The 22,140-nt window shown below is 71.7% G+C and carries 20 protein-coding genes; 12 read left to right on the forward strand and 8 right to left on the reverse strand.

What is annotated here, in order from left to right; all coding sequences use genetic code 11:
• Positions 1-34 precede the first annotated feature (34 nt).
• The 4 genes from nadA (at position 35) to ACFW0G_RS40300 (ending at position 4,847) form a co-directional block, all read left to right on the forward strand.
• On the forward strand, positions 35-1,045 hold the full coding sequence (gene nadA, locus ACFW0G_RS40285) for a quinolinate synthase NadA (RefSeq protein WP_378330797.1): 1,011 nt from the start codon (positions 35-37) through the stop codon (positions 1,043-1,045).
• Positions 1,042-2,688, forward strand: coding sequence for an L-aspartate oxidase (locus ACFW0G_RS40290; protein ID WP_378330798.1), 1,647 nt, complete (start codon positions 1,042-1,044; stop codon positions 2,686-2,688). Before nadA ends, ACFW0G_RS40290 begins: the two co-directional genes overlap by 4 nt.
• Complete coding sequence (gene nadC / locus ACFW0G_RS40295) at positions 2,685-3,596, forward strand: carboxylating nicotinate-nucleotide diphosphorylase (protein ID WP_378330799.1); 912 nt, start codon at positions 2,685-2,687, stop codon at positions 3,594-3,596. The genes ACFW0G_RS40290 and nadC overlap by 4 nt, the downstream gene beginning before the upstream one ends.
• 69 nt (positions 3,597-3,665) lie before the next feature.
• Complete coding sequence (locus ACFW0G_RS40300) at positions 3,666-4,847, forward strand: S8 family serine peptidase (protein WP_378330800.1); 1,182 nt, start codon at positions 3,666-3,668, stop codon at positions 4,845-4,847.
• A gap of 137 nt (positions 4,848-4,984) precedes the next feature.
• On the opposite strand, the gene ACFW0G_RS40305 is transcribed toward ACFW0G_RS40300, so the two are convergent.
• The 6 genes from ACFW0G_RS40305 to ACFW0G_RS40330 all read right to left on the reverse strand — a co-directional run bounded on the left by ACFW0G_RS40305 (position 4,985) and on the right by ACFW0G_RS40330 (position 9,178).
• Positions 4,985-5,359, reverse strand: coding sequence for a hypothetical protein (locus ACFW0G_RS40305; RefSeq protein WP_378330801.1), 375 nt, complete (start codon positions 5,357-5,359; stop codon positions 4,985-4,987).
• Positions 5,356-6,696, reverse strand: a complete 1,341-nt coding sequence (locus ACFW0G_RS40310; protein ID WP_378330802.1) for an alpha/beta hydrolase — start codon at positions 6,694-6,696, stop codon at positions 5,356-5,358. The genes ACFW0G_RS40305 and ACFW0G_RS40310 overlap by 4 nt, the downstream gene beginning before the upstream one ends.
• Before the next feature lie 23 nt (positions 6,697-6,719).
• A complete protein-coding gene (locus tag ACFW0G_RS40315; protein WP_378330803.1) occupies positions 6,720-8,018 on the reverse strand; it encodes a WXG100 family type VII secretion target in 1,299 nt (432 codons plus the stop codon).
• On the reverse strand, positions 8,015-8,416 hold the full coding sequence (locus ACFW0G_RS40320) for a hypothetical protein (protein ID WP_378330804.1): 402 nt from the start codon (positions 8,414-8,416) through the stop codon (positions 8,015-8,017). The genes ACFW0G_RS40315 and ACFW0G_RS40320 overlap by 4 nt, the downstream gene beginning before the upstream one ends.
• 93 nt (positions 8,417-8,509) lie before the next feature.
• Positions 8,510-8,812, reverse strand: a complete 303-nt coding sequence (locus tag ACFW0G_RS40325) for a hypothetical protein (protein WP_378330805.1) — start codon at positions 8,810-8,812, stop codon at positions 8,510-8,512.
• 24 nt (positions 8,813-8,836) lie between these two features.
• Positions 8,837-9,178 carry a WXG100 family type VII secretion target gene (locus tag ACFW0G_RS40330; protein ID WP_378330806.1) on the reverse strand — a complete coding sequence of 114 codons (342 nt, stop codon included), beginning with the start codon at positions 9,176-9,178 and terminating at the stop codon, positions 8,837-8,839.
• A gap of 232 nt (positions 9,179-9,410) precedes the next feature.
• Between ACFW0G_RS40330 and ACFW0G_RS40335 the strand changes: the two genes are divergently transcribed.
• A complete protein-coding gene (locus tag ACFW0G_RS40335) occupies positions 9,411-10,382 on the forward strand; it encodes a hypothetical protein (protein ID WP_378330807.1) in 972 nt (323 codons plus the stop codon).
• 31 nt (positions 10,383-10,413) lie between these two features.
• On the forward strand, positions 10,414-11,199 hold the full coding sequence (locus tag ACFW0G_RS40340; protein WP_378330808.1) for a hypothetical protein: 786 nt from the start codon (positions 10,414-10,416) through the stop codon (positions 11,197-11,199).
• 280 nt (positions 11,200-11,479) lie between these two features.
• Here the strand turns inward: ACFW0G_RS40340 and ACFW0G_RS40345 are convergent, their stop codons facing one another.
• Both ACFW0G_RS40345 and eccCa read right to left on the reverse strand, forming a co-directional pair.
• Entirely contained in the window at positions 11,480-12,184 is a 705-nt protein-coding gene (locus ACFW0G_RS40345; protein WP_378330809.1) for a S1 family peptidase, read from the reverse strand.
• A gap of 248 nt (positions 12,185-12,432) precedes the next feature.
• A complete protein-coding gene (gene eccCa / locus ACFW0G_RS40350; RefSeq protein WP_378330810.1) occupies positions 12,433-16,386 on the reverse strand; it encodes a type VII secretion protein EccCa in 3,954 nt (1,317 codons plus the stop codon).
• Between the two features lie 149 nt (positions 16,387-16,535).
• Between eccCa and ACFW0G_RS40355 the strand changes: the two genes are divergently transcribed.
• The 6 genes from ACFW0G_RS40355 to eccD all read left to right on the forward strand — a co-directional run bounded on the left by ACFW0G_RS40355 (position 16,536) and on the right by eccD (position 22,105).
• On the forward strand, positions 16,536-17,315 hold the full coding sequence (locus ACFW0G_RS40355) for a WXG100 family type VII secretion target (protein ID WP_378330811.1): 780 nt from the start codon (positions 16,536-16,538) through the stop codon (positions 17,313-17,315).
• A gap of 34 nt (positions 17,316-17,349) precedes the next feature.
• On the forward strand, positions 17,350-18,414 hold the full coding sequence (locus ACFW0G_RS40360) for a hypothetical protein (protein WP_378330812.1): 1,065 nt from the start codon (positions 17,350-17,352) through the stop codon (positions 18,412-18,414).
• A 2-nt stretch (positions 18,415-18,416) separates the two neighbouring features.
• Positions 18,417-19,784 (forward strand): WXG100 family type VII secretion target, encoded by a 1,368-nt coding sequence (locus ACFW0G_RS40365; RefSeq protein WP_378330813.1) that lies wholly within the window; start codon positions 18,417-18,419, stop codon positions 19,782-19,784.
• Positions 19,785-19,789: 5 nt separating this feature from the next.
• Complete coding sequence (locus tag ACFW0G_RS40370) at positions 19,790-20,266, forward strand: hypothetical protein (RefSeq protein WP_378330820.1); 477 nt, start codon at positions 19,790-19,792, stop codon at positions 20,264-20,266.
• Entirely contained in the window at positions 20,263-20,586 is a 324-nt protein-coding gene (locus tag ACFW0G_RS40375) for a YbaB/EbfC family nucleoid-associated protein (protein WP_378330814.1), read from the forward strand. The genes ACFW0G_RS40370 and ACFW0G_RS40375 overlap by 4 nt, the downstream gene beginning before the upstream one ends.
• Positions 20,587-20,731: 145 nt before the next feature.
• Entirely contained in the window at positions 20,732-22,105 is a 1,374-nt protein-coding gene (gene eccD, locus ACFW0G_RS40380) for a type VII secretion integral membrane protein EccD (RefSeq protein WP_378330815.1), read from the forward strand.
• Positions 22,106-22,140: the final 35 nt, after the last annotated feature.

Below are 22,140 nucleotides of genomic sequence, written 5' to 3' on the forward strand. Positions count from 1 at the left end.
GCGAAAACCGAGAACGGGTCCAGGAGGGCCAGGTATGACCATCACGATGGAAACCGATCTCACGCCCTACGGCGGGGTCGAGGCGAACGCGGACTGGGCGGACGAGGTACGGGCACTCGCCCGCAAACGGGACGCCGTGCTGCTGGCGCACAACTACCAGGTGCCGGAGATCCAGGACATCGCCGACCACACCGGCGATTCGCTCGCGCTCAGCCGGATCGCGGCGAGCAGCGACGCGTCCACGATCGTCTTCTGCGGCGTGCACTTCATGGCCGAGACCGCGAAGATTCTCGCACCGGAGAAGACCGTCCTGATCCCGGACGCGCGGGCCGGCTGTTCCCTCGCCGACTCCATCACCGGCGACGAGCTACGGGCATGGAAGGCCGAACACCCCGGCGCGGTCGTCGTGTCCTATGTGAACACCACCGCCGAGGTCAAGGCGGAGACCGACATCTGCTGCACCTCCTCGAACGCCGTCGACGTCGTCGCTTCGATCCCCGCGGACCAGGAAGTTCTCTTTCTGCCGGACCAGTTCCTCGGCGCGCACGTCAAGCGCGTGACCGGCAGGGAGAACCTGCACGTCTGGGCGGGGGAGTGCCACGTGCACGCCGGGATCAACGGCGCCGAGCTCGCCGCGCGCGCGTCGGAGAACCCGGACGCGGACCTGTTCATCCACCCCGAATGCGGCTGCGCGACCTCGGCGCTGTACCTCGCGGGCGAGGGCGCGGTGGAGCCGGAGCGGGTGAAGATCCTGTCCACCGGGGACATGGTGCACGCCGCGCGGGACACGCGCGCTAAGTCGGTGCTGGTGGCCACCGAGATAGGCATGATCCACCAGCTGCGCAAGGCCGCGCCGGAGATCGACTTCCGCGCGGTCAACGACCGGGCCTCCTGCCGGTACATGAAGATGATCACCCCGGCGGCCCTGCTGCGCTCGCTGCGCGAAGGCGCCGACGAGGTCCACGTCGACCCCGAAACCGCGGCGAAGGCGCGGGCTTCGGTGCGGCGGATGATCGAGATCGGGCAGCCCGGCGGCGGCGAATGACCACCCCGGTTAGTGACTTCCAGGCGAAAACCCCCGTCTGGGAGGCGCGCGCGGATCTGGTCGTGATCGGCAGCGGGGTCGCGGGGCTGACCGCCGCGCTGCGGGCGCAGGAGCTCGGCCTGCACGCCCTGGTGGTCACCAAGGCGGCGGTCGCCGACGGCAACACCCGCTGGGCGCAGGGCGGCATCGCGGTCGTGCTCGAGAGGGAACACGAACTCGGCGACTCGGTGGGCAAACACGCCGAGGACACCTTTGTCGCGGGTGCGGGACTCTGTGACGAGGACGCCGCGCGTTCGATACTGGACGGCGGCCCGGCGGCGGTGGCCTGGCTGCGCGCGGCCGGTGCCCGCTTCGACGTCGCGGCGGGCGGCGGCCCGGCGCTGGCCAGGGAAGGCGGGCACAGCGCGTTCCGGGTGATCCACGCCGGTGGCGACGCGACCGGTGCCGAGGTCGAACGGGCCCTGGTCGCCAAGGCCGGGGGCCAGGGGATTCCCGTGCTGGAGCACCACATCGCCGTCGACGCGCTGCGCACGCCCGCCGGTGACGTCGCGGGGGTGGCCGTCCTCGACCGGAACGGCGTGCCCGGGGTAGTGCGTGCGCCCGCGGTGCTGCTCGCGACGGGCGGGGCCGGCCAGCTGTACCAGGCGACGTCGAATCCGGAGATCGCCACCGGCGACGGGCTCGCGCTCGCGTTGCGGGCCGGTGCTGCGGTGGCGGACATCGAGTTCGTCCAGTTCCACCCGACGGTGCTGTACTCCCCGGGCGCGCGGGGCCGCTGCCCGCTGGTCACCGAGGCGGTGCGCGGCGAGGGGGCGACGCTGCTGGACGCGGCGGGGGCGCCGGTGATGCGCGGGGTCCACCCGCTCGGCGACCTCGCGCCGCGCGATGTGGTGTCGGCGGCGGTCACACGGCGGATGGCACAGGCGCCCGGCGGCGTCGACGATCACGTTTTCCTCGACGCCACCAGCATTTCCGGCTTCGCCAAGCGGTTCCCCACCGTGCACGCGGCCTGCGCGGCGCTCGGTGTCGATCCAGCCGTCGACGCCATCCCGGTCACCCCGGCCGCGCATTTTTCCTGTGGCGGCGTGGTGACCACCGCGGACGGACGGTCCGGGGTGCGCGGGCTCTACGCGGCCGGCGAGGTGGCCCGCACCGGGCTGCACGGCGCGAACCGGCTGGCGTCCAACAGTTTGCTGGAGGGCCTGGTCGTCGGCCGGCGGGTCGCCGAGGCGGTGTCCGCCGACCTGGCCGCCGGGCTGCTCGCCGATCCGGCACGCGGGCGGCTGCCGGAACGCGGGACGGCTGTGACCGCCGATCGCGACGCGCTGCAGCGGGTCATGAGCCGGTACGCCGCGATCGGGCGGGACGCCGACGGCCTCGCGGCGGCGGGTTCGGTGCTCGATCTGTCCCATCACGACAGTCCGTTGTGGACACAGAAGGCGGTGGAGGACGCCGCGCTCACCGTGGTGGCGCAGGCGTTGCTCGCGGCGGCCGCGCGGCGCACCGAATCGCGGGGCAGTCACGTGCGCACGGACTTCCCCGATCGTGGTGGACTGGACTGGCGGCGGAGCCAGTACGTCCGGCTCAGCCCGTCCGGGCAGCCGGTGCTGGCCGAGGAGATTCGCATGGAGGGTGTGGCATGACAGAGGTTTTCCCAGAGCTGTTCCCGTTTTCGCCCGATGTCGAGCTGGCGCTGGTGAAGTACGGGCTGGACATCGCCGACGTCCGGCGCGTGATCACCACGGCGCTGGCCGAGGACCTGCGGTACGGCGGTGACGCGACCACCGCCGCCACCGTGCCCGCGGGCACCCGTGCGCTGGCCGAGCTGACGCCCCGCGTTCCCGGTGTCGTCGCCGGGATTCCCGTGGCGCTGGCCGTTTTCGACGCCGTGCTGGGCACGGACTACGAGGTGCTGGGCGCTCGCGACGACGGCGAGCGGCTGGTCGCCGGCGAGCCCGCGCTGGTGCTGAGCGGTCCGGTGCGCGGGCTGCTGACCGCCGAGCGGACGGCGCTGAATCTGCTGTGCCATCTCTCCGGCATCGCCACCGCCACCGCGGCCTGGGTGTCCGAAGTGGACGGTACAGGCTGCGCGATCCGGGACTCCCGCAAGACGTTGCCGGGACTGCGGTTGCTGCAGAAGTACGCGGTGCGCTGCGGCGGCGGGGTCAACTACCGGCTCGGGCTCGGCGACGCGGTGCTGATCAAGGACAATCACGTCGTGGCGGCCGGTTCGGTGACCGCGGCGCTCGAGGCCGTGCGGGAGCACGCGCCGGAACTGCCGTGCGAGGTCGAGGTCGACGATCTGGCGCAGCTGGAGGAGGCACTGCTCTTCGGCGCCGACGAGATCCTGCTGGACAACTTCTCGCCGGAGCAGTGCGCGCGGGCGGTCGAGCGGCGGGACGAGGTCTCCCCGAAAACGCGGCTGGACTCGTCCGGCGGGCTGACCCTGGACCGGGCCGGGGCATACGCGCGGTCCGGGGTGGACTACCTGTCGGTGGGCGCGCTGACCCACTCCTCCGCCGTACTGGACCTGGGCATGGACCTGCACTGACGGCCTCGCGAGGCCGCGACGGTGGAATTGCCGTCGTTCCCGTGGGGTGCCCCGGCCTAACTTGGGGGAGTGCGGAGACGGCTCGATGGCGTGGTGGCGGTCGCCGGTCTGCTCGCGCTGGGACTTCCCGCGACAGCCTCGGCCGCGCCGCCCGCGCAAGGGCAGTGCGCGACGCCGCTCGGCACGTACACCGGGGCCGTCCCGTGGGGGCAGCGGCTGATCGACCCGGCGCGGATCTGGCCGCTCACCCGGGGCGAGAAGCAGGTGGTCGCCGTGGTCGGCACCGGGGTCGACGGGCAGAACCCGCAGCTGCGCGGACAGCTCACCGGCGGCGGCGACGCGGCGTCGGACTGCGACGGGCGCGGCACGATCGCGGCCGGAATCGTGGCGGCGCAACCGGATCCGTCGACGACGTTCGCCGGGATCGCGCCGGCGGCGCGGATCCTCCCGATCCGGTACACCACCGGCGGTGGCAGCACCGAAGGCGGGGATCCGAAGGCACTCGCGTCCGCGATCGATCAGGCCGTGCAGAAGGGCGCGGGGGTGATCCTCGTCGCCGTACCGTCCACTTCGGACAGCCCGGAGCTGGCGGCGGCCGTCGATCGGGCGCGGGGTAAGGGCGCCGTGGTCGTTTCGCCCGCGGCCGCGACCCAGCAGGGCGGGCGCACCTACCCGACGGCGACGCCGGGGACGCTCGCGGTCGGCTCGGTCAACGTCGCGGGCGAGCCGGCGCAGACCGAAGCCGGGGACTACCTCGGCATCGCGGCCCCCGGCGCGGACCTGGTGAGCACTTCGGCGGGCACCGGGGGCGGACATCGCTGGGGCATCACGAATCCGGGCCTCGCGGCGGCGTACGTCGCCGGGGTCGCCGCGCTCGTGCGGGCGTACCAGCCCGACCTCACCGGCGACCAGGTGGTCACCCGGCTCCTGCTGACCGCGCACCGGCCGTCCTCCGGCGGTCGTGACCCACGCCGGGGCTGGGGCGTCGTCGACGCCTACGCCGCGGTGTCCTCCGCACTACCCGCCGACGTCACGGGCCCTGGTGTGGCAGGAAAACCGGCGTCGCTCCCGGCCGTCATCCCCGCCGCTTCGGACGCCCGCCCCCGCGCCGACCGCGTCGCGGGCGTGCTCGCACTGGCCGGGGTCGGCGCCGCCGTCACCGCCGGTTTCGCCGTCGCCGCGTTCCGCCGGGGCCGCCGCCGCTCCTGGCGCCCCTCCCGATTCGCCCCCTCACGCGAGATCTCCTCCTGATCACGCGAGACCTCCCCTCGATCACGCGAGACCTGCGAACCCTCCCCGGGGCGAAAATGGAGGAGTCACGTGATCAGAGGCGGAACTCGCGTGATTGGGGGCGGAACTCGCGTGATTGGACGGAGATCTCACGTGATTCAGGGGGTGACGCAGCGGGTGGAGCCGACGATGGCGACACCGGCGCCGGAGCGGGCGACGTGCACGGTGAAATCGGCGCCGGCGCGGCTGCAGCGGGCGACGAGGTCCAGCGCGGTGCTGCGGTCGCGGACCTGCCAGCCGTCGCGTTCCAGGGTGGGGACGACGAGCTCGACGAGGCGGCGTTCGGCGTTGACCGGCCGCTCCAGCCGGACGCCGTACTGCCAGCAGGTCAGGACGCCGGGCCGGGCCGGATCGCAGTCGAGTTCGCCCGCGACGGTTCGCAGCGCGCCCTCGCCGAACGTCGCGGCGACCCGGTCGATGACCGCGGTCAGTTCCTGGGCCAGCCGGTCGAGATCGGTGCTCTCGGTGATCACGGGACCATCCTCACCATGTTCAGGCCTTCGAGGCTGCCTTCCGGGGTGACCGTTCCGCCGGTGATCACGTCGTAGATGTTGCTCCACGAGTCCGATCCCGGCTTGAGGACGTCGTTGTGCGCGGACACGCCCCACAGCAGTTCGCCGTTCGCGCCCCTGCCGGTTTCCAGGTCGGTGACGCCGGGGAAGGTGTCCGGATCGGCGCCGTGCCCGATGTCCGAGCCCAGCCATTCCGCCACGCGGGCGTTGCCCTGCGCGACGACGATCGGGTCGAGCGGCGCGGTCATCGAGTACCGCTGGACCCCGGCCTGGCTCGGCGGGAGGTCCGAAGGATCCCAGATCCCGTGCCCCATCCCGGCCGATTCGACGTGCAGCACGCGGTCGACGTCGAGACCGAGCTTCTCGGCGAGCCCGACGGTGGCGCCGCCGTAGCTGTGCCCGATCGCGGTCACCATGACGTCGCGGCCGGCATGGCTCGCGATCTGGCCGCGCAGTTCGTCGGTGAACGTCTTGAGATCCGGAGCCTGCGTCCGCGCGTAACCGGAGTCCGGGGCCTGCGCGGCGACGCCCTGTGGGAAAACACCGTCGGCCCAGACGACCATCGCGGTCCGCCCGGCCGGGTCCGCGGCCACCAGGCTCCTGCCGAGCCCGGCGTAGCCGTCGAAGTTGTCGAGCCGGGTGTTGGTACCGGGGACGAACAGGCCGACGCTGCGCGTGCCGGGTTCGAGATGGCCGATCAGCTCGGCGATCCGGCCGTCGCCCGCGGGATCGAACCGCAGAATCTGCCGGTTGTGCGTGAGAATGTCCTCGTACAGCGCGATCCTGCGTTGCGCGCGCTCGACGTCGGCCGGGTCGCCGCCGTGGGCGAGGAGCTGGGCGAGATGGTCGCGCTCGCCGGTGAGCGCGTCGGCGATTTTCGCCCGGTTGCGGGTGATCTCGCCCGCCCAGGCGCCGGTGTCCGCCGCGCCGCCGACCCCGGCCGGGTTGCCCGCGGCGGGCAGTGGGTCCTCCGGGAGCAGCGCGCGGTACATCGCCGCGACCCGCGCGTCGAGGCGGCGATAACCCGCGGCGCTCGCGGTGAGTCCTGATTGGACAGTGTGAAGCCGTTCGACGTGCTTGCCGAGACGCTCGGCCAGTTCCGTCATCGTCTTCGCGAAAGTAGCCGCCGCGGCGGCGGATCCGGCCAGTTCGCCGAAGGCCGCCGCCGGGAGCTTTTCACCGGCCACTGTGGACTGTGTGGTAGCGAGCGTCCCGGCGTGTCCGCCGAGTTCGCCCGCCACCTGATCGAGCCGGGCCGGGGCGACCCGGTAACCTCCGGCGGTGGCTGCAGAAGTCACCGAGCGCGTCCCTTTCCCTGCGGTCAGCGGGTTTCCGGTTCCTCACCGATCACCGAAGGGGCGACCGGGGACGACTGCCCCCAGACGTTCTCGGTCTCGACGAGCCAGGCCGGGATCCGTTTGCCCGAACCGAGATCACCGCCCGCGCCCATGCCCATCGGCATCATGGGCATCATCGGCATGGCGCCCTTCGCCGCGGCGGCGCCCGCGGCACCCGCCGCGCCACCCGCGAGCCCGGACAGCGCGTTGCCCGCACCGCCGTCACCCGCCAGTCCGGAATGGGCCGCGGGGACCTCGCCGGGGCCGGTGACCCCGCCGCCGCCACCGCCGATCGGCGGGACGCTCCCGCCCCCGATCGGGATGCCGCCACCGGAACCTCCGGTCGCGCCCGGCGCCGCCGCGCCTCCGCCGCCGAGCTTGGTGCCCGGTTTCTCTTCCTTGTTCTCCTCGTTCTTCTTGCCGCTCGCCCACGCGGGGATCCGCGGCATGATCGACCCGAACCGGCCGAACGCGGCGGCCGAGGCCGCGGCGAGCCCGGCGGTGAACATGTCTCCGAAGAGCGGGTTGCCCCCGGTGTGGGCGGGGCCCGTGCCCGGCGGCGTCGGGGTGCCGCCGGGCAGCGGGTGTCCGGTGCCGGGCGTGACGACGGGCGGCGGCGCGCTGCCGGTGACCCCGTTGCCGGCAGCCCCGCTGCCCCCGGTGCTCGCGCCACCGCCGGCGGGCGGCTTCGGCACGGGGGCCGCGTTCGGCGAGACGGGAATGGCCTCTTCCGCGGCGGTGTACTCCCCGGCGAGCTGGGTCATCACGACGATCGCTTTGCCGTGCGCGTCGCCCGCGGCATTGGCCGCCGTCTGCTGCGCCTCGACGTTCTTGATCGCCTGCTGGCGTTGTTGCGCGGCCGCCTGGACCACGGCGGGCGAGGCGTCCGGCGGCAGCAGGGGCGGGTTGACGGCGAGCGCGACGTCGGTGGGGGCGACGTCGGGGACCGCGACCGGCGGCGGCATCTGCTTCTTCGCCTTCACGAGCGCGTCGGCCGCGTCCTCGAGCAGGTGGTTCATGCCCTGCGCGGTCTGCGCGACCTTGCGGATCCCGCCGACGAGGTCGGTGATCATCCGGTGGTACTGGTCGGCGGCGCCTCCTGCCCAGCTGTCGGAGAAGTCGGCCAGTTCCGCGGACAGGTTTTCGGCCTGGTCGTGCAGCCCGCGCGCGGTCGAGGCCCATTTGTCCGCCGCGGCGCGCGCACTGTTCGGGTCACCCGCCTGCAACATCGCGTACAGCTGCTGATGGGTGTACGCGGCGAAGTTCGTGTGTGCGGTGGTCATCCCTTGATTCCCCCTGCGTTCGACGTCCCGCCCGTGCCGCCGAGACCGAGCGCGGACAGCAGCGGATCGAGCAGGCCGGTCGCCTGGCCGGAAGTGTGCAGATCGCCCGCGACCGATTCGTCGGCCGCCTGGTAGCCGTCGGCGACGGTGTTCGTCACGTCCTGGGCGAAGGTGATGGCGCCGCGGACCTGGTCGAGGAGGCCCTGCATCTCGGCGACCGCCGCGTGATGGGCGTCGGCCAGCGAACCGGCTTCGCCGAATTCGCCGAACAGCAGGGGGTGGTCGCCGAGGGTGAGCAGGAAGTCGTTCGGCTTCGCCATCGCGTGGATCTGGGTCTCCAGCTCACGCACGAAGTCCTTCAGCGATTCCAGATGAACGTAGTACGACTGGTCGTGCATCGGTCCCGACTCTCTCGTGGTCAGCTGAGGCGGAAAAGCCGGTTGGCCGATGCGAGCTGGGGTTCCTCGCACCGGCCAACCGACGGCGGGGGATCAGCCTGCGAACAGGCCCTGGTTGCGGTTCTCCAGCTGGTGCTGGAGGTCGTGCGCGTCGCCCACCTTGGTGCCGAACTGCGCGATGATCGCGACGATGTCGGCGGTGGCCTGGCGCAGCCGGGTCTCGGCCTGGCGGGCGGCCTCACCGGCGGAGCTGCCGGAGGCGTACCAGGTGGCGGTGATCGGCTGGAGGTTCTGGTGCAGCTGCTCCAGCTGCGAGGTCAGCGCCTTGGCCTTGGCGGCCAGCGACGCCGAACTGTGCTGCAGCGCGGCGAAATTGATTTCGACGACATCGGCCATCGGAAGTGTCCTCTCCGGAACGGATCAGAGGTTGAGACGGGGGACGACGCTGCCTTCGAGCGTGCTTCCGACCCCGTGGAAGCTGGAGCTGGTGTCCGCGTCGCCGCGGTTGTAGTTCGCGTGGCTGGAGTGGACCAGCTGCGACATGGTGTCGAGCTCGCGGACCGCGGCGCCCATCTTCTCCTGCAGGCGGCGCTGCAGGTCCCAGAACGCGAGGGCCTGGTCACCCTTGTAGTTGCGCAGCGTCTCGGTCAGCTCGGACTCCAAGCTGGCCATGGTGGTCTTGGCGTTCGACGCGGTCTCCTCGAAGCCCTGGACGGCGCGCGTCATCGCGGCGGAATCGGACTGGAATCCCGGACTGGACATCGACGGGCCACCTCCTCTCGTTCGCGGGGGGAAATCCCGGGTGGAACGGCTCACTTTCCGAGCCGCTCATGGTGAATGTCACGCTAGAAAAGGAGAGGGGATGGTCAAACGGCACAACTGCCGGTCGCGCTGACGGCACTATTACCCACAGGCCTCCGGTGGGGTTGTCCTCACCTGGTGACGGGGGCTCGCACCAGTGTCACACAGAACTCGTCGCGGCACGCTCGATGCCATGTCGGACAACGGAATCAGCTTACGCTCGCTGCATCGCCCGCTGGTGGTGCTGACCGGTGCGATGGCGGTGCTCTGCGTGGTGTCGCTCCTCGGCCTGCTCGTCGACGACCGCGTGATCGTCAACGCGCCGATCTGGCTCAAGCCCTTCAAATTCACCGTCGCGATCGGGTCCTACGCCATCACGCTGGCGCTGCTGCTGTCCCAGGTGCGGCGCGGCCGCCGGATCGGCTGGTGGCTCGGCACGGTGTTCGCCGTCGCGATCGGGCTCGACATGGCGCTGCTGGTGTTCCAGATGATCTTCCGCGACCAGCAGCTGCACTTCAACAGGGCCACGCCCACCGATTCCGCGATCAACAACGTCGTCGCGGGCGGCGCCTACCTCTCCTGGCTGGCGATCGCCGCGGTCGTGGTGCTGCTGCTGTTCCAGCGCATGCCGGACCGCGCGCTGAGCTCCGCGCTGCGCTGGGGTACCGGGCTGTCGCTGGCCGGGATGGCCGCCGCGATGTTCATGTTCACCGCGACGCCCGAACAGCAGGCGGTGTTCCGCACGGGCGGGAGCCCCTCGACGTTCGGAGCGCACACGGTGGGCGCGCCCGACGGCGGGCCGGGGCTGCCGATCACCGGCTGGAGCACCGTCGGCGGGGATCTGCGGATCCCGCATTTCGTCGGGATCCACGCCATGCAGGCGCTGCCGCTGATCGCGCTCGGCCTCGTGCTGCTGGCGCGGCGGTATCCGGTGCTGCGGGCCGAGGGGGTGCGACGGCGGCTGGTGTGGACCGCGGCGTTCGGGTACGCGGGGATGTTCGTGATCCTCACCTGGCAGGCGCTGCGGGGACAGTCGGTCGCGCACCCCGATTTCTGGACGCTGCTGGCCGCCGCGGGCGTGCTGGCGGTGATCGTCGCCGCGACGGCGTTGTCGGTGCGGTCGCGGCCGGTATTCCGCTCGGAGACTGTCGTGGGGGTCGGCTAGTCTTCCCCTCGGAAAGAGGGGGTATCACTCGATGCGCACCAACCTGAACACGTCCGTCCTCGGCAGATCCGGCCTGCTCGCTCTCACTGTGGCGCTGCTCACCGGTGTCACGGCCTGTACGTCGGGCGGCTCGTCCGGCACTGGCACCGGCACCGAGGCCGCGTCCGCGGCGGCCAAGCCCGAGGTCTTCGGCCCGGCCGGGTACCGCGGTCTGGCACCGGGCATGGCGAAGGAGGCGGCACTGGCCGCCGGCAAGCTCGCCCCGGCTCCGACGTCCACTTTGGACGGCTGCGCCGACTTCAGCTACACCGGCGGGCCCGCGCCCGATCCGGCGAGGATCGCGGCCGAGGAAGCGGCGGAGAAGAAGTCCAAGGAACTGAACAAGAAGGCCGACGAGGCCGCCGGAGCCGGGGGTTCCGACGGGGACACCTCGGCTGCCGGGAGCGCGCGGTCGGCGGCGAAGTCGGCCGAGGTCGCCCGGTTGATGGCCGATTCGGCGCTCGCGCTGGCGGAGCTGGCGGAGAAGCGTGAAGCGCGGGACAAGGCCTTCGCCGCCTCCGGTGGCGCGTCGTTCGGCAAGGACGGGCTGCGGGAACTCGGGGCGCCGCCGGACGCGAAGACCGCCGAGGGCATCGGCGCCGGGTCCTCTGTGGACGAACTGAAGAAGGCGTACGACGCGCGCGGCCTGAAGGTGGGCGAGAACAAGCGGTACCAGCTGCCGATCGACGGGAAACCGGGCTGGCGCTACGAGTTCGTCACCTCCCCGGAGGGAAAGGTGACCGCGGTTTCGATCATCAGCGCGGCGAAGTGCGCCTGAGCGTGGATGGCTCACTTCGGCCCTTTCCGTCCTGAGTGGACTGTATGGCCGGTGGAACCGAGGGACGCCCTGGGTGCATCTACCGCACCGAGGGACGCCCCTGGTGCATCCAACGCACCCAGGGACGCCCTTGTCGCAACCGGCCCCCGCCTCACCCGGCGTGCGTGCCGGTGGATCCCAGGCAGTGCACGTCGTTCGGGGCGGGTGAAGCGCGGAAGGTCCCCTTTACCGCGGGCAATGCGGTGAAGGGGACCTTCGGTGCGCCGGACGGGGCGTGAGGTCAGACCCCGGCCGTCGACTTGATCCAGTCGCGGCTGTGCGCGACACTCGCGTAATTCTGCGTGCCCTGCGGGTCCGAACCGCTGTTCTCGCCGGTCGAGCAGACCCCGACCTGCACGCCGTCGGCCAGCTGGGGGCCGCCCGAGTCGCCGTGCCAGGCCGAGCCGTTGATGCCCTTGCTGGCGATGGCCTGACCGCCGAAGGCGTCCGTGCTGGTCCCGGTGACCTTCACGTTCGCCGTCTTGAGGGTGCTCGAGGGCGGGCTGCTGCCCTGCGTGCGGCCCCAGCCGTAGATCTGGTTGGTCGCACCGTTGGGCGGGTTGCCGGTGCCGAGCTTCATGAACGTCGTGGTGACCGCCTTGGTCAGGTGCAGCAACGCGATGTCACCGTTCGGCGAGGCCTTCTGCTGGTCCACAGCGGCCTCGGTGCCCTGCTGGAGCTTCACGTCGCCGACCTTGACGTGCATGCCCGGCTTGTTCAGGCAGTGCTGCGCGGTGAGTACCCACTGCGGGGCGATGATCGTCCCGGAGCACTCGAAGCCACCGTTGTCGGTGACGTTGTTCCAGTAGATCTGGGCACCCCACGGCGCGGAACTGACCGTTCCGCCGCCGATGATGTCCTCCTGGGCGTTCGCGGCACCGGCTGAGACGATGCTCAGCGCCGCGGCGGCTCCGGCTGCCACGGCGACAGCCCTCGACAATCGCATGAAACGTCCTCCGGCCAACGGGTTCGGGGAGCTCGTTCCGGTTGAAACGATTTCACCAACCTAGGTGGACGGTTGGGGACTTCGTAACCTACCGAAGTCGGTATCGCGCCGGAGGAACGTAGTGGGCCAACCGGGTGAGGCCCCAGGACTCCGGCTCCGCATCCGAGGTGGCCCGAACGCCCCAATGTGGCGTTCGGTGCGCTGGACGCAACCAATGCCACATTGGGGCGCTCGAAAACGCCGGCGGATCAGGAGTCGGCGGGTTTGGTCCAGGCGACCTGGATCAGACCGGTGCCGTGCCGTCGCGAGACCAGGGTGCCGCGGCCGGCGGGCTGGGGTGACGGCTTGACGTCGCCGAGCAGCGGACCCTCCTCCTTGGCACCGGACATGATCAGACCGGGCGAGCCGAGTTCGCGCAGCCGTTGCAGTACCGGCTCATACAGCGCCCGCCCCGCGCCGCCGGAGCCGCGCGCGATGATCAGGTGGAGGCCGATGTCGCGGGCCTGGGGAAGGAATTCCAGCAGCGGCAGCAACGGATTGCGGCCGACGGCGGCGACGAGTTCGTAGTCGTCGACGAGGACGAACAGGTCGGGGCCGCGCCACCAGGAGCGGTTGCGGAGCTGGTCGGGGGTGACGTCCGGGCCGGGCAGGCGGTTGCGCATGGCCGTCTGGCATTGGCCGATCAGGTCCGTCAGCGTGTTCTCGGCGCCCGCGTAGCCCAGCAGGTGCGGCTCGTCGACGGCGCCGAGCAGCGTGCGGCGGTAGTCGCCGACGAGGATCAGGGCCTCGTCGGGGGTGTAGGCCGCCGAGATGCCGCGGGCCAGGGCGCGCAACAGCGCGCTCTTCCCGGATTCGACGTCGCCGAAGGCCAGGAAGTGCGGATCCGTGGCGAAATCCAGGTGCACCGGCCGCAGTGTCGACTCCGCGATGCCAAGGGTGACGTGCTTGTGTGGCGCTGACGGCAGCGAGTCCAATGGCACCTCGGGCGGGAGCAGCCGGACCTGCGGAGCCCGGGAACCCTGCCAGGCGGCGGAAACACGGCGGACCAGGTCGATGCCGCCCGCCCCGACGGTGTCCGGGCGCTGGTCGCCGTCGATGCGCGGGAGTGCGGCCAGGAAGTGCAGTTTTTCCGCGGTCAGGCCGCGGCCCGGCGCGTCGGCGGGGACGTTCTGCGCGATCTTGCGGTCGATCGAGGAGTCGGCGGGATCACCCAGCCGCAGTTCGAACCGCGTGCCGACGGCGTCGCGCAGTTGCGCGCGGACACCGATCCACTGGTTCAGCGAAACGATGACGTGGATGCCGAAACCGAGGCCTCGCGCGGCGAGACCGGTGATCTGCTCCTCCAGTTGTTCGTACTCCTGGCGGATCGTGGTCCAGTTGTCCACGAACAGGAACACGTCGCCGAATTCGCGGCCGTCGGTGCTCTCGGTGAATTCCGCGCGGCCGGAGCGGAACGCTGCCATCGACTCGATGCCTTGTGCGGCAAAGAACTCCTCGCGCTGCTCCAGCAACGTCGTCAGCTCGGCGACGACGCGGCGGCAGCGTTGCGCGTCGCGGCGGGTGGCGTAGCCGGAGACGTGCGGCAGCCCGGCGATCGGCGCCAGCGCGCCACCGCCCATGTCCAGCACGAAGAACTGCACCTCCGACGGCGTGTGCGTCAGCGCGAGCATCGCGGCGATGTCCCGCATCAGCGTGCTCTTGCCGCTCTGCGGGGCGCCGACGATCAGTGCGTGCCCCGCCGCGCCGGAGAAGTCGGCCCACAGCATGTCGCGCCGCTGCTCGAACGGCTTGTCCACCAGCGCGACCGGGATCGTCAGCTTCCCGTTGCCACCCCAGTCGAGCGGGCACAGGCCGCGCTCCGGATCCTCGCCGAGCGGGGGCAGCAACTGGTCCAAAGTGGGCGGTTCGGCCAGCGGCGGCAGCCAGATCTGGTGCGCGGCCGGTCCCTGACCCTCCACACGCGACAGCATGGCGCCGATGATCGTCTCGCCGGTGCCCGGCGAAGCCGACAATTCATCCACAGTGGACTCTTCGGTGACCGGAATATCCACCGGGGAAAGGGAAAACGGCAGGACGCCGAGACGTTCGCCATCCTCGCGGACGACCGTGCTGCGCGGCGGGAGTTCGCCGGAGACGTACGCGGCCTTGAGCCGGGTGAGCGTGTCGTTGTCCGACTTCAGGTACGCCGAACCCGGCACCGGCGGCAGCTGGTATGCGTCGGCCACGCCCAGTACCGCACGGCTTTCCGCGGCGGAGAACGTCCGCAGCCCGATCCGGTACGACAAATGGGAATCCAGCCCGCGCAGCCTGCCCTCCTCCAGCCGCTGCGACGCCAGCAGCAGGTGGATGCCGAGGCTGCGGCCCAGCCGCCCGATCGCGACGAACAGGTCGATGAACTCCGGCCGCGACGACAGCAGCTCGCTGAACTCGTCGATGATCACCAGCAGCGACGGCAGCGGCTTCAGGTTCGCCCCGCCCTCGCGGGCCTTCTCGTAGTCCCGCACCGACGCGTAGTTCCCCGCCGCGTGCAGGAGTTCCTGACGCCGCAACAGTTCCCCGTTCAGCGCGTCCGCCATCCGGTCGACCAGCGCGAGGTCGTCGGACAGGTTGGTGATGACCGCGCAGGTGTGCGGCAGCCCGGTCATCCCGGCGAACGTCGCACCGCCCTTGAAGTCGATCAGCGCCAGGTTCAGCCTTTCCGAGGAATGCGTGACCGCGAGCGCGGTGACCAGCGTCCGCAGCAGCTCGCTCTTCCCCGACCCGGTCGCGCCGATGACGAGCCCGTGCGGGCCCATCCCGCCCTCCGCCGACTCCTTGAGATCCAGTTCGACGGGCCGTCCGCCGGGGTCGACGCCCAGCGGGATCCGCAGCCGGTCCCGTGCCGAGCGCGGCGCCCAGGTGACCGCCACGTCGGTGTCGCGCGGGTCGCCGATGCCGAGCAGCCCGGCCAGCCCGAACGTCGCGGACATCGGTTTCTCGGCCACCACGGCGGTGCCCTGGTACAGCGGGGTCAGCATCCTGGCCAGCGCCTCGGCCGCACCGCGGTCGAGCTGGTCCGGGACACCGAGGAAGCCGAGGCGCTGTTCGGTGCCGTCGGCGATCACCATGCCGAGCTGCTCCGGCGCGACGTGCAGGCTCAGCAGGAGTTCGCTCGACGTCGTCCGCGGCTGTTCGGCGCCGATCTCCAGCACGGTGACCCCGAGCCTGCCGTGTTCGCTGACCAGCCGGGGTTCCCCGAACGCCTGGCCGCCGTCGACGACGACCACGACGTGCGGCAGATCGGGCGCCGACGCCGGACGACGGCTGAACGGCGGCCGTTCGCCCAGATCGGGGCCGAGCAGCTCGGCCAGCGGTCCCAGCTCGGCGGCCGCCAGCCGTCGCGGTCCGGTCGCGTCGGCCGCCGTCGGCGCCGCGGCGTGCGGCAGCCACTTCGCCCATTCCCAGTCGTGCCGCCGGTCGTCCGCGACGCACAGCGCGATCCGCAGGTCGGCGGGGGAGTGGAAGGTCGCGAGTTGCGCCAGCAGCGCCCGTGCCATGCCGAGCGCGTCCGGGCGGCGGCCGGACAGCGACACCGCGGCGAACGACCGCAGCGACACCGCCACCGGCAGGCCGTCGACGGTGGAATACGTGCGGATGAAGTGTTTCAGGCTGGTCGAGGACACCGGGTCGAGGTCCTCCAGTGGTACGGTCTGCGGCGCCTTGAGCGGTGTCGCCAACCGCTGCGGCCCCGTCCCGGCACGCACCTGCGCGAAGTGCGCGGCCTCGCGCCGCCGGTCCCACAGCTTGCCCGTCTCGACGTAGGCCCACAGATCCGCCGGGTCCGGCTGCGCCGCGGTCAGCGTGGCCCGCTGCGCGTCGGCGATGTCGCGCACCTGGCCGCGCAACCCGGCGAGGTAGCGCTGGTAGTCGCGGCGTTCGTCATTGATCTGTGCCTTCTTCGCCATGCCGCCGCGGCCGAGCGACATCACCACCATGCCGCCCATCGCGGTGACGAACAGGGCGCCGAAGATCCACGTCATCACCCCGCCGTCGCGTCCGATGTAGACGAACGACATGGCGCCCATGCCCAGCATCATCGGCAGGAACATCATCAGCTGCATCAGCCCGCCGGACCCGCTCTTGGGCAGCAGGGGCGGGGACTGCAGGACGATCTCGCCGGGCAGGTCACCGAGGACGTCCAGACGATCGCGGGACGGGTTCATCGAGGGGCGCTTCCTGGCTTCTTTGTGGGTAATCCGCCAGTCATTCTGGTCACTCTTCCCGCCGCGCTGGTGGGTACTTTTGCCGTCCGCCCGCACGCGACGGCGAACTTAACCTGCTCGTCAGCACCACCCCAGCGGGAAGGAGAGCCATGGTCAGCACGGGCGAGTACCGGGCCGAACCGGAGGCCATGCGCTCGGCTGTCGGCAATGTCGGCGGCATCATCGCCCATGGCATCAACGCGGTCGCCGACCTCGAACGCATGATCGTGCAGCCGATGTCGTTCGCGTCGTTCGGCAGCGCGGTCGCGGCGGCGAACGCGGCGCTGCACAGCAGCCAGATCACCGCCGTGCGCACTTTGTTGCAGCTGCTGCAACAGATCAACGGCCTGGTCAAGGACAGCGCCGACGCCTATCAGGCCGCCGACGAGGCGGTCGCGGGTGGCTACGGCGGTGGCCACGCGCCTGGCGGCACCGCGCACGGGACGTCGATCTGGGGCAACTCGCACGCCGCGGAGCTGGCCACGCTCGCCATCAACGACAGCGCGGGCGCGGGCGGCGAGCCCGGCTCGGTGGGGAACGTGCTGCGGTACCTCGGCGACGCCCGGCTGGGCCAGCTCGGGCACCACCCGATCACCGACGCCCGCTTCCACGGGGTCGCCGATTTCAACGACTGGCTTGCCGGCGACGCCGACAACCAGGCGCGTGCCGGGCTGATCGAGGTGTACGCGGGCACCGCGCGCAGCTTCGGCGACGTTCCCGGCGGGGTGCAGAGCGGCGACGTCGTCGTGGTCGAGCCGCTGCGTTCTCCCGGCGGAGCCCCGGTCATCGGCGTCGCCGGTGACGGCGGGCAGCTCTACAACCACGGTTTGGTCGACGCCGGGATCCACGGACTGGCGAAGGTCAGCGTGTACCGGCCCGCCTCCGTATGACTTCCCGTCCCGGCCGCTCCCGAAGTGAGGTCCGATGCTGACTTTCCCCAATTCCAGCGCGATGGACGCGACCGCGTCCTCCGGCGGGCCGATCACCGTGCTGCCGCAGATCGTCACCGGCCAGCCGGAGCAGATCGCCAAGCACGTGCTCGACCTGCTGCGCAAGGCCAACGAGTTCCTTTCCCTGTACACCGAACTGCACAAGGCGGCCGGCCAGCTCGGCAAGATCTGGTCCGGCGCGGCGTCGGAGTCGGCGATCAAGAAGATCACCGACTCGCTCGACCAGCTGACCAAGATCGTCGACGTCGTGAAGAAGGGCGCCGAACTGCTGGGCGTGTCCGGCACCCTGATCAAGACCGCGCAGGAGGCCTACCGCGCCGTGGTTTCGGCGGTGAACCCGACGGTCGCCGCGCTGATGTCGAACTGGTGGACCTACGGCGCCGCGGTCGCCCTCTCGACGGCCACGAGCGCGTCGCTGCGGGCGTTCATCACCGCGATCGGCGCGCTGCTCAAGGCACTCGGCGTCGTCGACCTCGCCAACCAGGTCACTCAGCTCGCGCAGATCATCGGGGAGATCGAGAAGCTGTTCGGCCACCACGATTCCAGCGGTGGCGCGGGTTCCGCGGGCAACGCCGCGGTGTCGGGCACGCCGGTCACCGCCCCGCAGCTGCCCCCGCCGGTGGCGAGCGCGGCCGGGCAGCAGGCGATCGGCGGCACCGGAGGCGGTGTCGGCGGAGGTTCCGGTGGTGGCGCGGCGATCCCGACGCAGCCGTCGTTCACGCAGTACCAGCCGCCCGCCTTGTCCGGGACCTCCGGGGCTTGGGGACACGGCGGTGCGGACGCCTCCAACAGCTGGATCCCGGTCGACCGCCCGGCCTCGCCGCCGAGCGTGCCCGCGCCATCGCCCGCTCCGGGCGGGGCGAACGAGGTCGTCATCCGCACCGATCTGAACACCGGCCAGTCGGTGATCGAGGCGCCGGGCGGCAGAGACCTCGACATCGATATCGACATGACCTACAACGGCAAGCACTTCGAGCAACATGTCGACATCGCCGGAAATCACACAGCAGGGGCCGATTCGACGGCGAAGGGCCGCTGACGATGTGGGGCTCCGGGGTCGTCGACGCGTCGGGGGCGGTCGGCTCCGTGCTGGCGGCCTACCGGCGTGTGCTGGTGGAATGCCGTCGCCGGGTGACCGGTGACCCCGGAGCTCTGACCGCCTCGGCCCAGCGGTGCTCCGCGCGGGCGGCGACGATTTCGGGGCGGGCGAACGACATCGGCGAGTCCGCGCGGGTGCTCAACGCGGACTGGGAAGGTGCAGCCTACAGCGCGTTCGCGTCCGCCGCGCGGGAGCTGAGCACCGACCTGGCCGCTGTGGCGTCCAAATTGGACGACCAGGCGAAACGGCTTTCCCTTGCCGCTCGGCTGTTCCAGTCGGCGGCTGCGGCGGTGGACGCGATTCTCGCGCAGTTCGACCAGTACGCCTCGCTGCTCACCAACCAGTCCCGTTCGGTGAGTCCCGGCGCGGTCGACGCGTTCCTCGCCGCCGCGCGAGACTTCGGGGAACAGGCCGCGGCGGCGGCGCGGCAGATCGCCGACGAACTCGGTGACGCGCTGGCCCGGCTGTTCCCGCCCGAGTGGCCGGGCAGGCTCGAGCACGAGCTCGGTAAGTGGGGCGGCGGTGCGTTGCACTGGCTCAACGGCGAACCGCTGGACGGCCGCAAGCGCCCGCGGAATGCGGCGTATTCCTGGTTCGGCAACTCCGGGTGGAAGAAACTCACCTGGGACGGGCTCCAAGGCACGCGCGCACCGAAGAAGGCCGATACGCCGTTCGGACGGCCTGAGCCGGAAGGCTTGCGGGACAAGGCTTTCCGCAACACCGAGATCACGTACTACAAGTGGGCGCACGAGCAGGACGGGCTCACGCCAGGCTGGGACGCGAAGGTGTCGTCGCAGGGCTGGGAGGTGAAGGCGTCCGGACACGCCGAACTCGCGGCGCTGCACGAAGAGGGTGAACTGAAGGGCGAGTGGGGCGTCGCCGGCGCACACGCGAAGGGCACGGTGTTCGCGGGCGGCGAGGTCAGCGGCTCGCTCCAGGGTGGTGAGCACGGCGTCGGCCTGCACGCCAACGCCTTCGTCGGTGGCAAGGTCGAAGGCGAGGTGGCGGCCGACGTCGCCGGCGTCGGGGTCGGCGCGAACGGGACCCTCCAATATGGACTCGGCGCGCAGCTGGACGGCCAGGCCGTGTACGAGTCCGGGCACATCAAGGTGAACTTCAAGGCCGGGGTCGCGCTCGGCCTCGGCGCCGGGATCGGCGCGAAGATCGACATCGACCTGCCGAAGGTGGCCGACACCATCGGTGAATACGGCGGCGCGGCCGTGGACGCTGTCGAGTCCGCGGCGGGCGAGGCCGCCGATGCCGTCGGATCCGTTTGGGACGACGCGGTTTCCGCGGTGAGTTCGTGGTGACCGCCGTGACCACGCTGCCGCTCGGTTTCGACGTCCCGGACGGCTGGACGCCGGTGGATCCCGAGCGGGCGGGCGCGGCAGGGGCGGCGTTCGTCGCGGTGCGGCCCACGCCGGGCGGGGAGTTCACGCCGAACATCACCCTCGGCGTGCAGCAGCGACCGGATCCGGCGTCGATCGCCGAAATCGCCGCGGAAGCCGTCGAACGGCTGGGCCGCGCCATGGCCGGGCTGGACGTGCTCAGCCGCCGTGCGGTCGGCGGCCCGGCCGCGCCGGGGATGACCCAGGTGCTGCGGCTGCGGACCGGCGAAGGTCTCGAACTCGTGCAAAGCCAGGTGCATCTGACAGTGCCGGGGCCGTCCGGCCGGCTCGTGCTGGAGCTGGCCTGCACGGCGGCGCCCGCGGACGCGCGGGCGCTCACCGGGGATTTCCAGCGGTTCGTGGGCAGTGTCCACGTGCGACACACAGGAGGAGAAGAGCAGTGACCGACCCCTATGCGGCGCCGGACATGGACGAATTGCTGGCGCAGGTGCGCAAGCAGACCGAGGAGGTTCAGCGCATCCAGCGCACCGTCGAGGCGATGGAGGTCAAGGCGCACTCGCGGCAGAACGAGGTCACCGTCGTGCTGCGCGGGGACGGCCGGTTCACCTCGGTCGACATCGACCCGCGCGCGATCCGCGAGTACGACGCGCGCAACCTGTCGGAGATCGTGCTGGAGGCGGTGAACGCGGGGCTGCAGAAGCTGGCCGAGGCGTCCAGCGCCAAGTTCGCGCCGGTGATCGAGGCAGCCAAGGCGGTCGGATGAGCGTCGGCGGATGCACCGAGGGACGCCCTGGGTGCGTTGGGTGCGACAAGGGCGTCCCTCGGTGCGCTGAACGCACCCAGGGCGTCCCTCGGTTCCAGCTTGCCCGGCGCACCCCCGGTTCCCTTCAGCAGCCGGAGGTCCGGGCATGAGCGCACCGGCGATCGCGGGGACGACGCGGCGCGTCACGGTGGTGACGCCGCGGGCGCGCGTCGACGTCGCCCTGCCGCAGCAGAGCACCTTCGCCGAGCTGGTCCCGCAGCTGGTGCGGCTCGCGGGCGCGTCGGGACAGGCGTCGGCCGAGCATCCGGGCTGGGTGCTGTCCCGCCTCGGCGGGGCGCCGCTCGCGCTCGGCCTGACCGTCGCGGCCGCCCAGGTCCGCGACGGCGAGGTGCTGCACCTGACCCCGCGGGAACGTCCTCGCGGCCCGCTGCTGTTCGACGACGTCGTGGACTCCATCGCCAGCGTGGCCGAGACGCGGGGCGGCTGGGGGCCCGCGGTGGCCCGGCGGTCCGGCATCGTGGCCGCGTTCGTGCTGCTGCTGGCGGGCGGGCTGCTGGTGCAGTCGGCGGCCGCGGGCAGTGTGCTCGCGCCGATCGGGTCCGGCCTGCTCGCCCTGGTGCTGCTGCTCGGTGGCGGCGCGCTCAGCCGGGCCTACGGCGACGCCGAGGCCGGGGCGGCGGGCGCGCTCGCCGGGGTCGGCGTGGCGCTGCTGGCCGGGATGTCGATCCTGCCGCCACATCCGCTGTTCTCGCTGTCGGCGGGTCCGCTCGCCGCCGGGCTCGCCGCGGTGACGGTATACGGCGTGCTCGCCGCGGTGTCGGTCGCCGACCGGCTGCCGTGGTTCGTGGCGGTCACCGGCGCGGCGGGGTTCGGCGCGGTGACGACCGGGGTCGTCCTGGTCGGCAACGTCCGCCCGGTCGCCGCCGCGTCCGTCGTCGCGGTGCTCGCGACGGCACTCGCCTCGGTGGCGCCGATGCTCGCTCTGCGGCTCGGCAGGCTGCCGCTGCCGCGGGTGCCGGACGACATGGATTCCTTCCGTGCCAACGAACAGCCGTCGCTCGGCGCGGACATGGTCGGCCGGACCTCGCGCGCGCAGGCGTTGCTGACCGGATTGCTGATCGCGCTGGGCCTGGTCGTCCTGGCCGCCTGCACAGTGCTCGCCGGAGCGGGCGGTCCGTGGGAGGCGGGGCTGGCCGGGCTGCTCGGGTTGGCGTGGCTCCTGCGTTCGCGGTCCTACGCCGGACGCGCGCAGCGGTTCGTGCTCGTCGGTTTCGGCGGGCTCACACTCGTCACGGCGGGCGTGTGGCTCGCCGCGAGCGGCCAGCGGACCGCGGTGTTCGCCGCCGGGTTCGCGGTCGTCGTCGCGGCGATCGTCTGTCTCGTCTACGCGACGCGGGTCGCGCGCGGAGTACGTTCGCCGTACTGGTCACGGCTGCTCGACGTCACGGAGTTCCTGACACTGCTCGCCCTCGTGCCCTTTGCCGGCATGATCGCCGGGATCTACGACCTCGTCAGCTGAGTCCCCGGCGGCTCCGTTAAGGCCACCGTACGGGC

It is taken from the genome of Amycolatopsis sp. NPDC058986 (genome assembly GCF_042741125.1).
Classification (GTDB): Bacteria; Actinomycetota; Actinomycetes; order Mycobacteriales; family Pseudonocardiaceae; genus Amycolatopsis.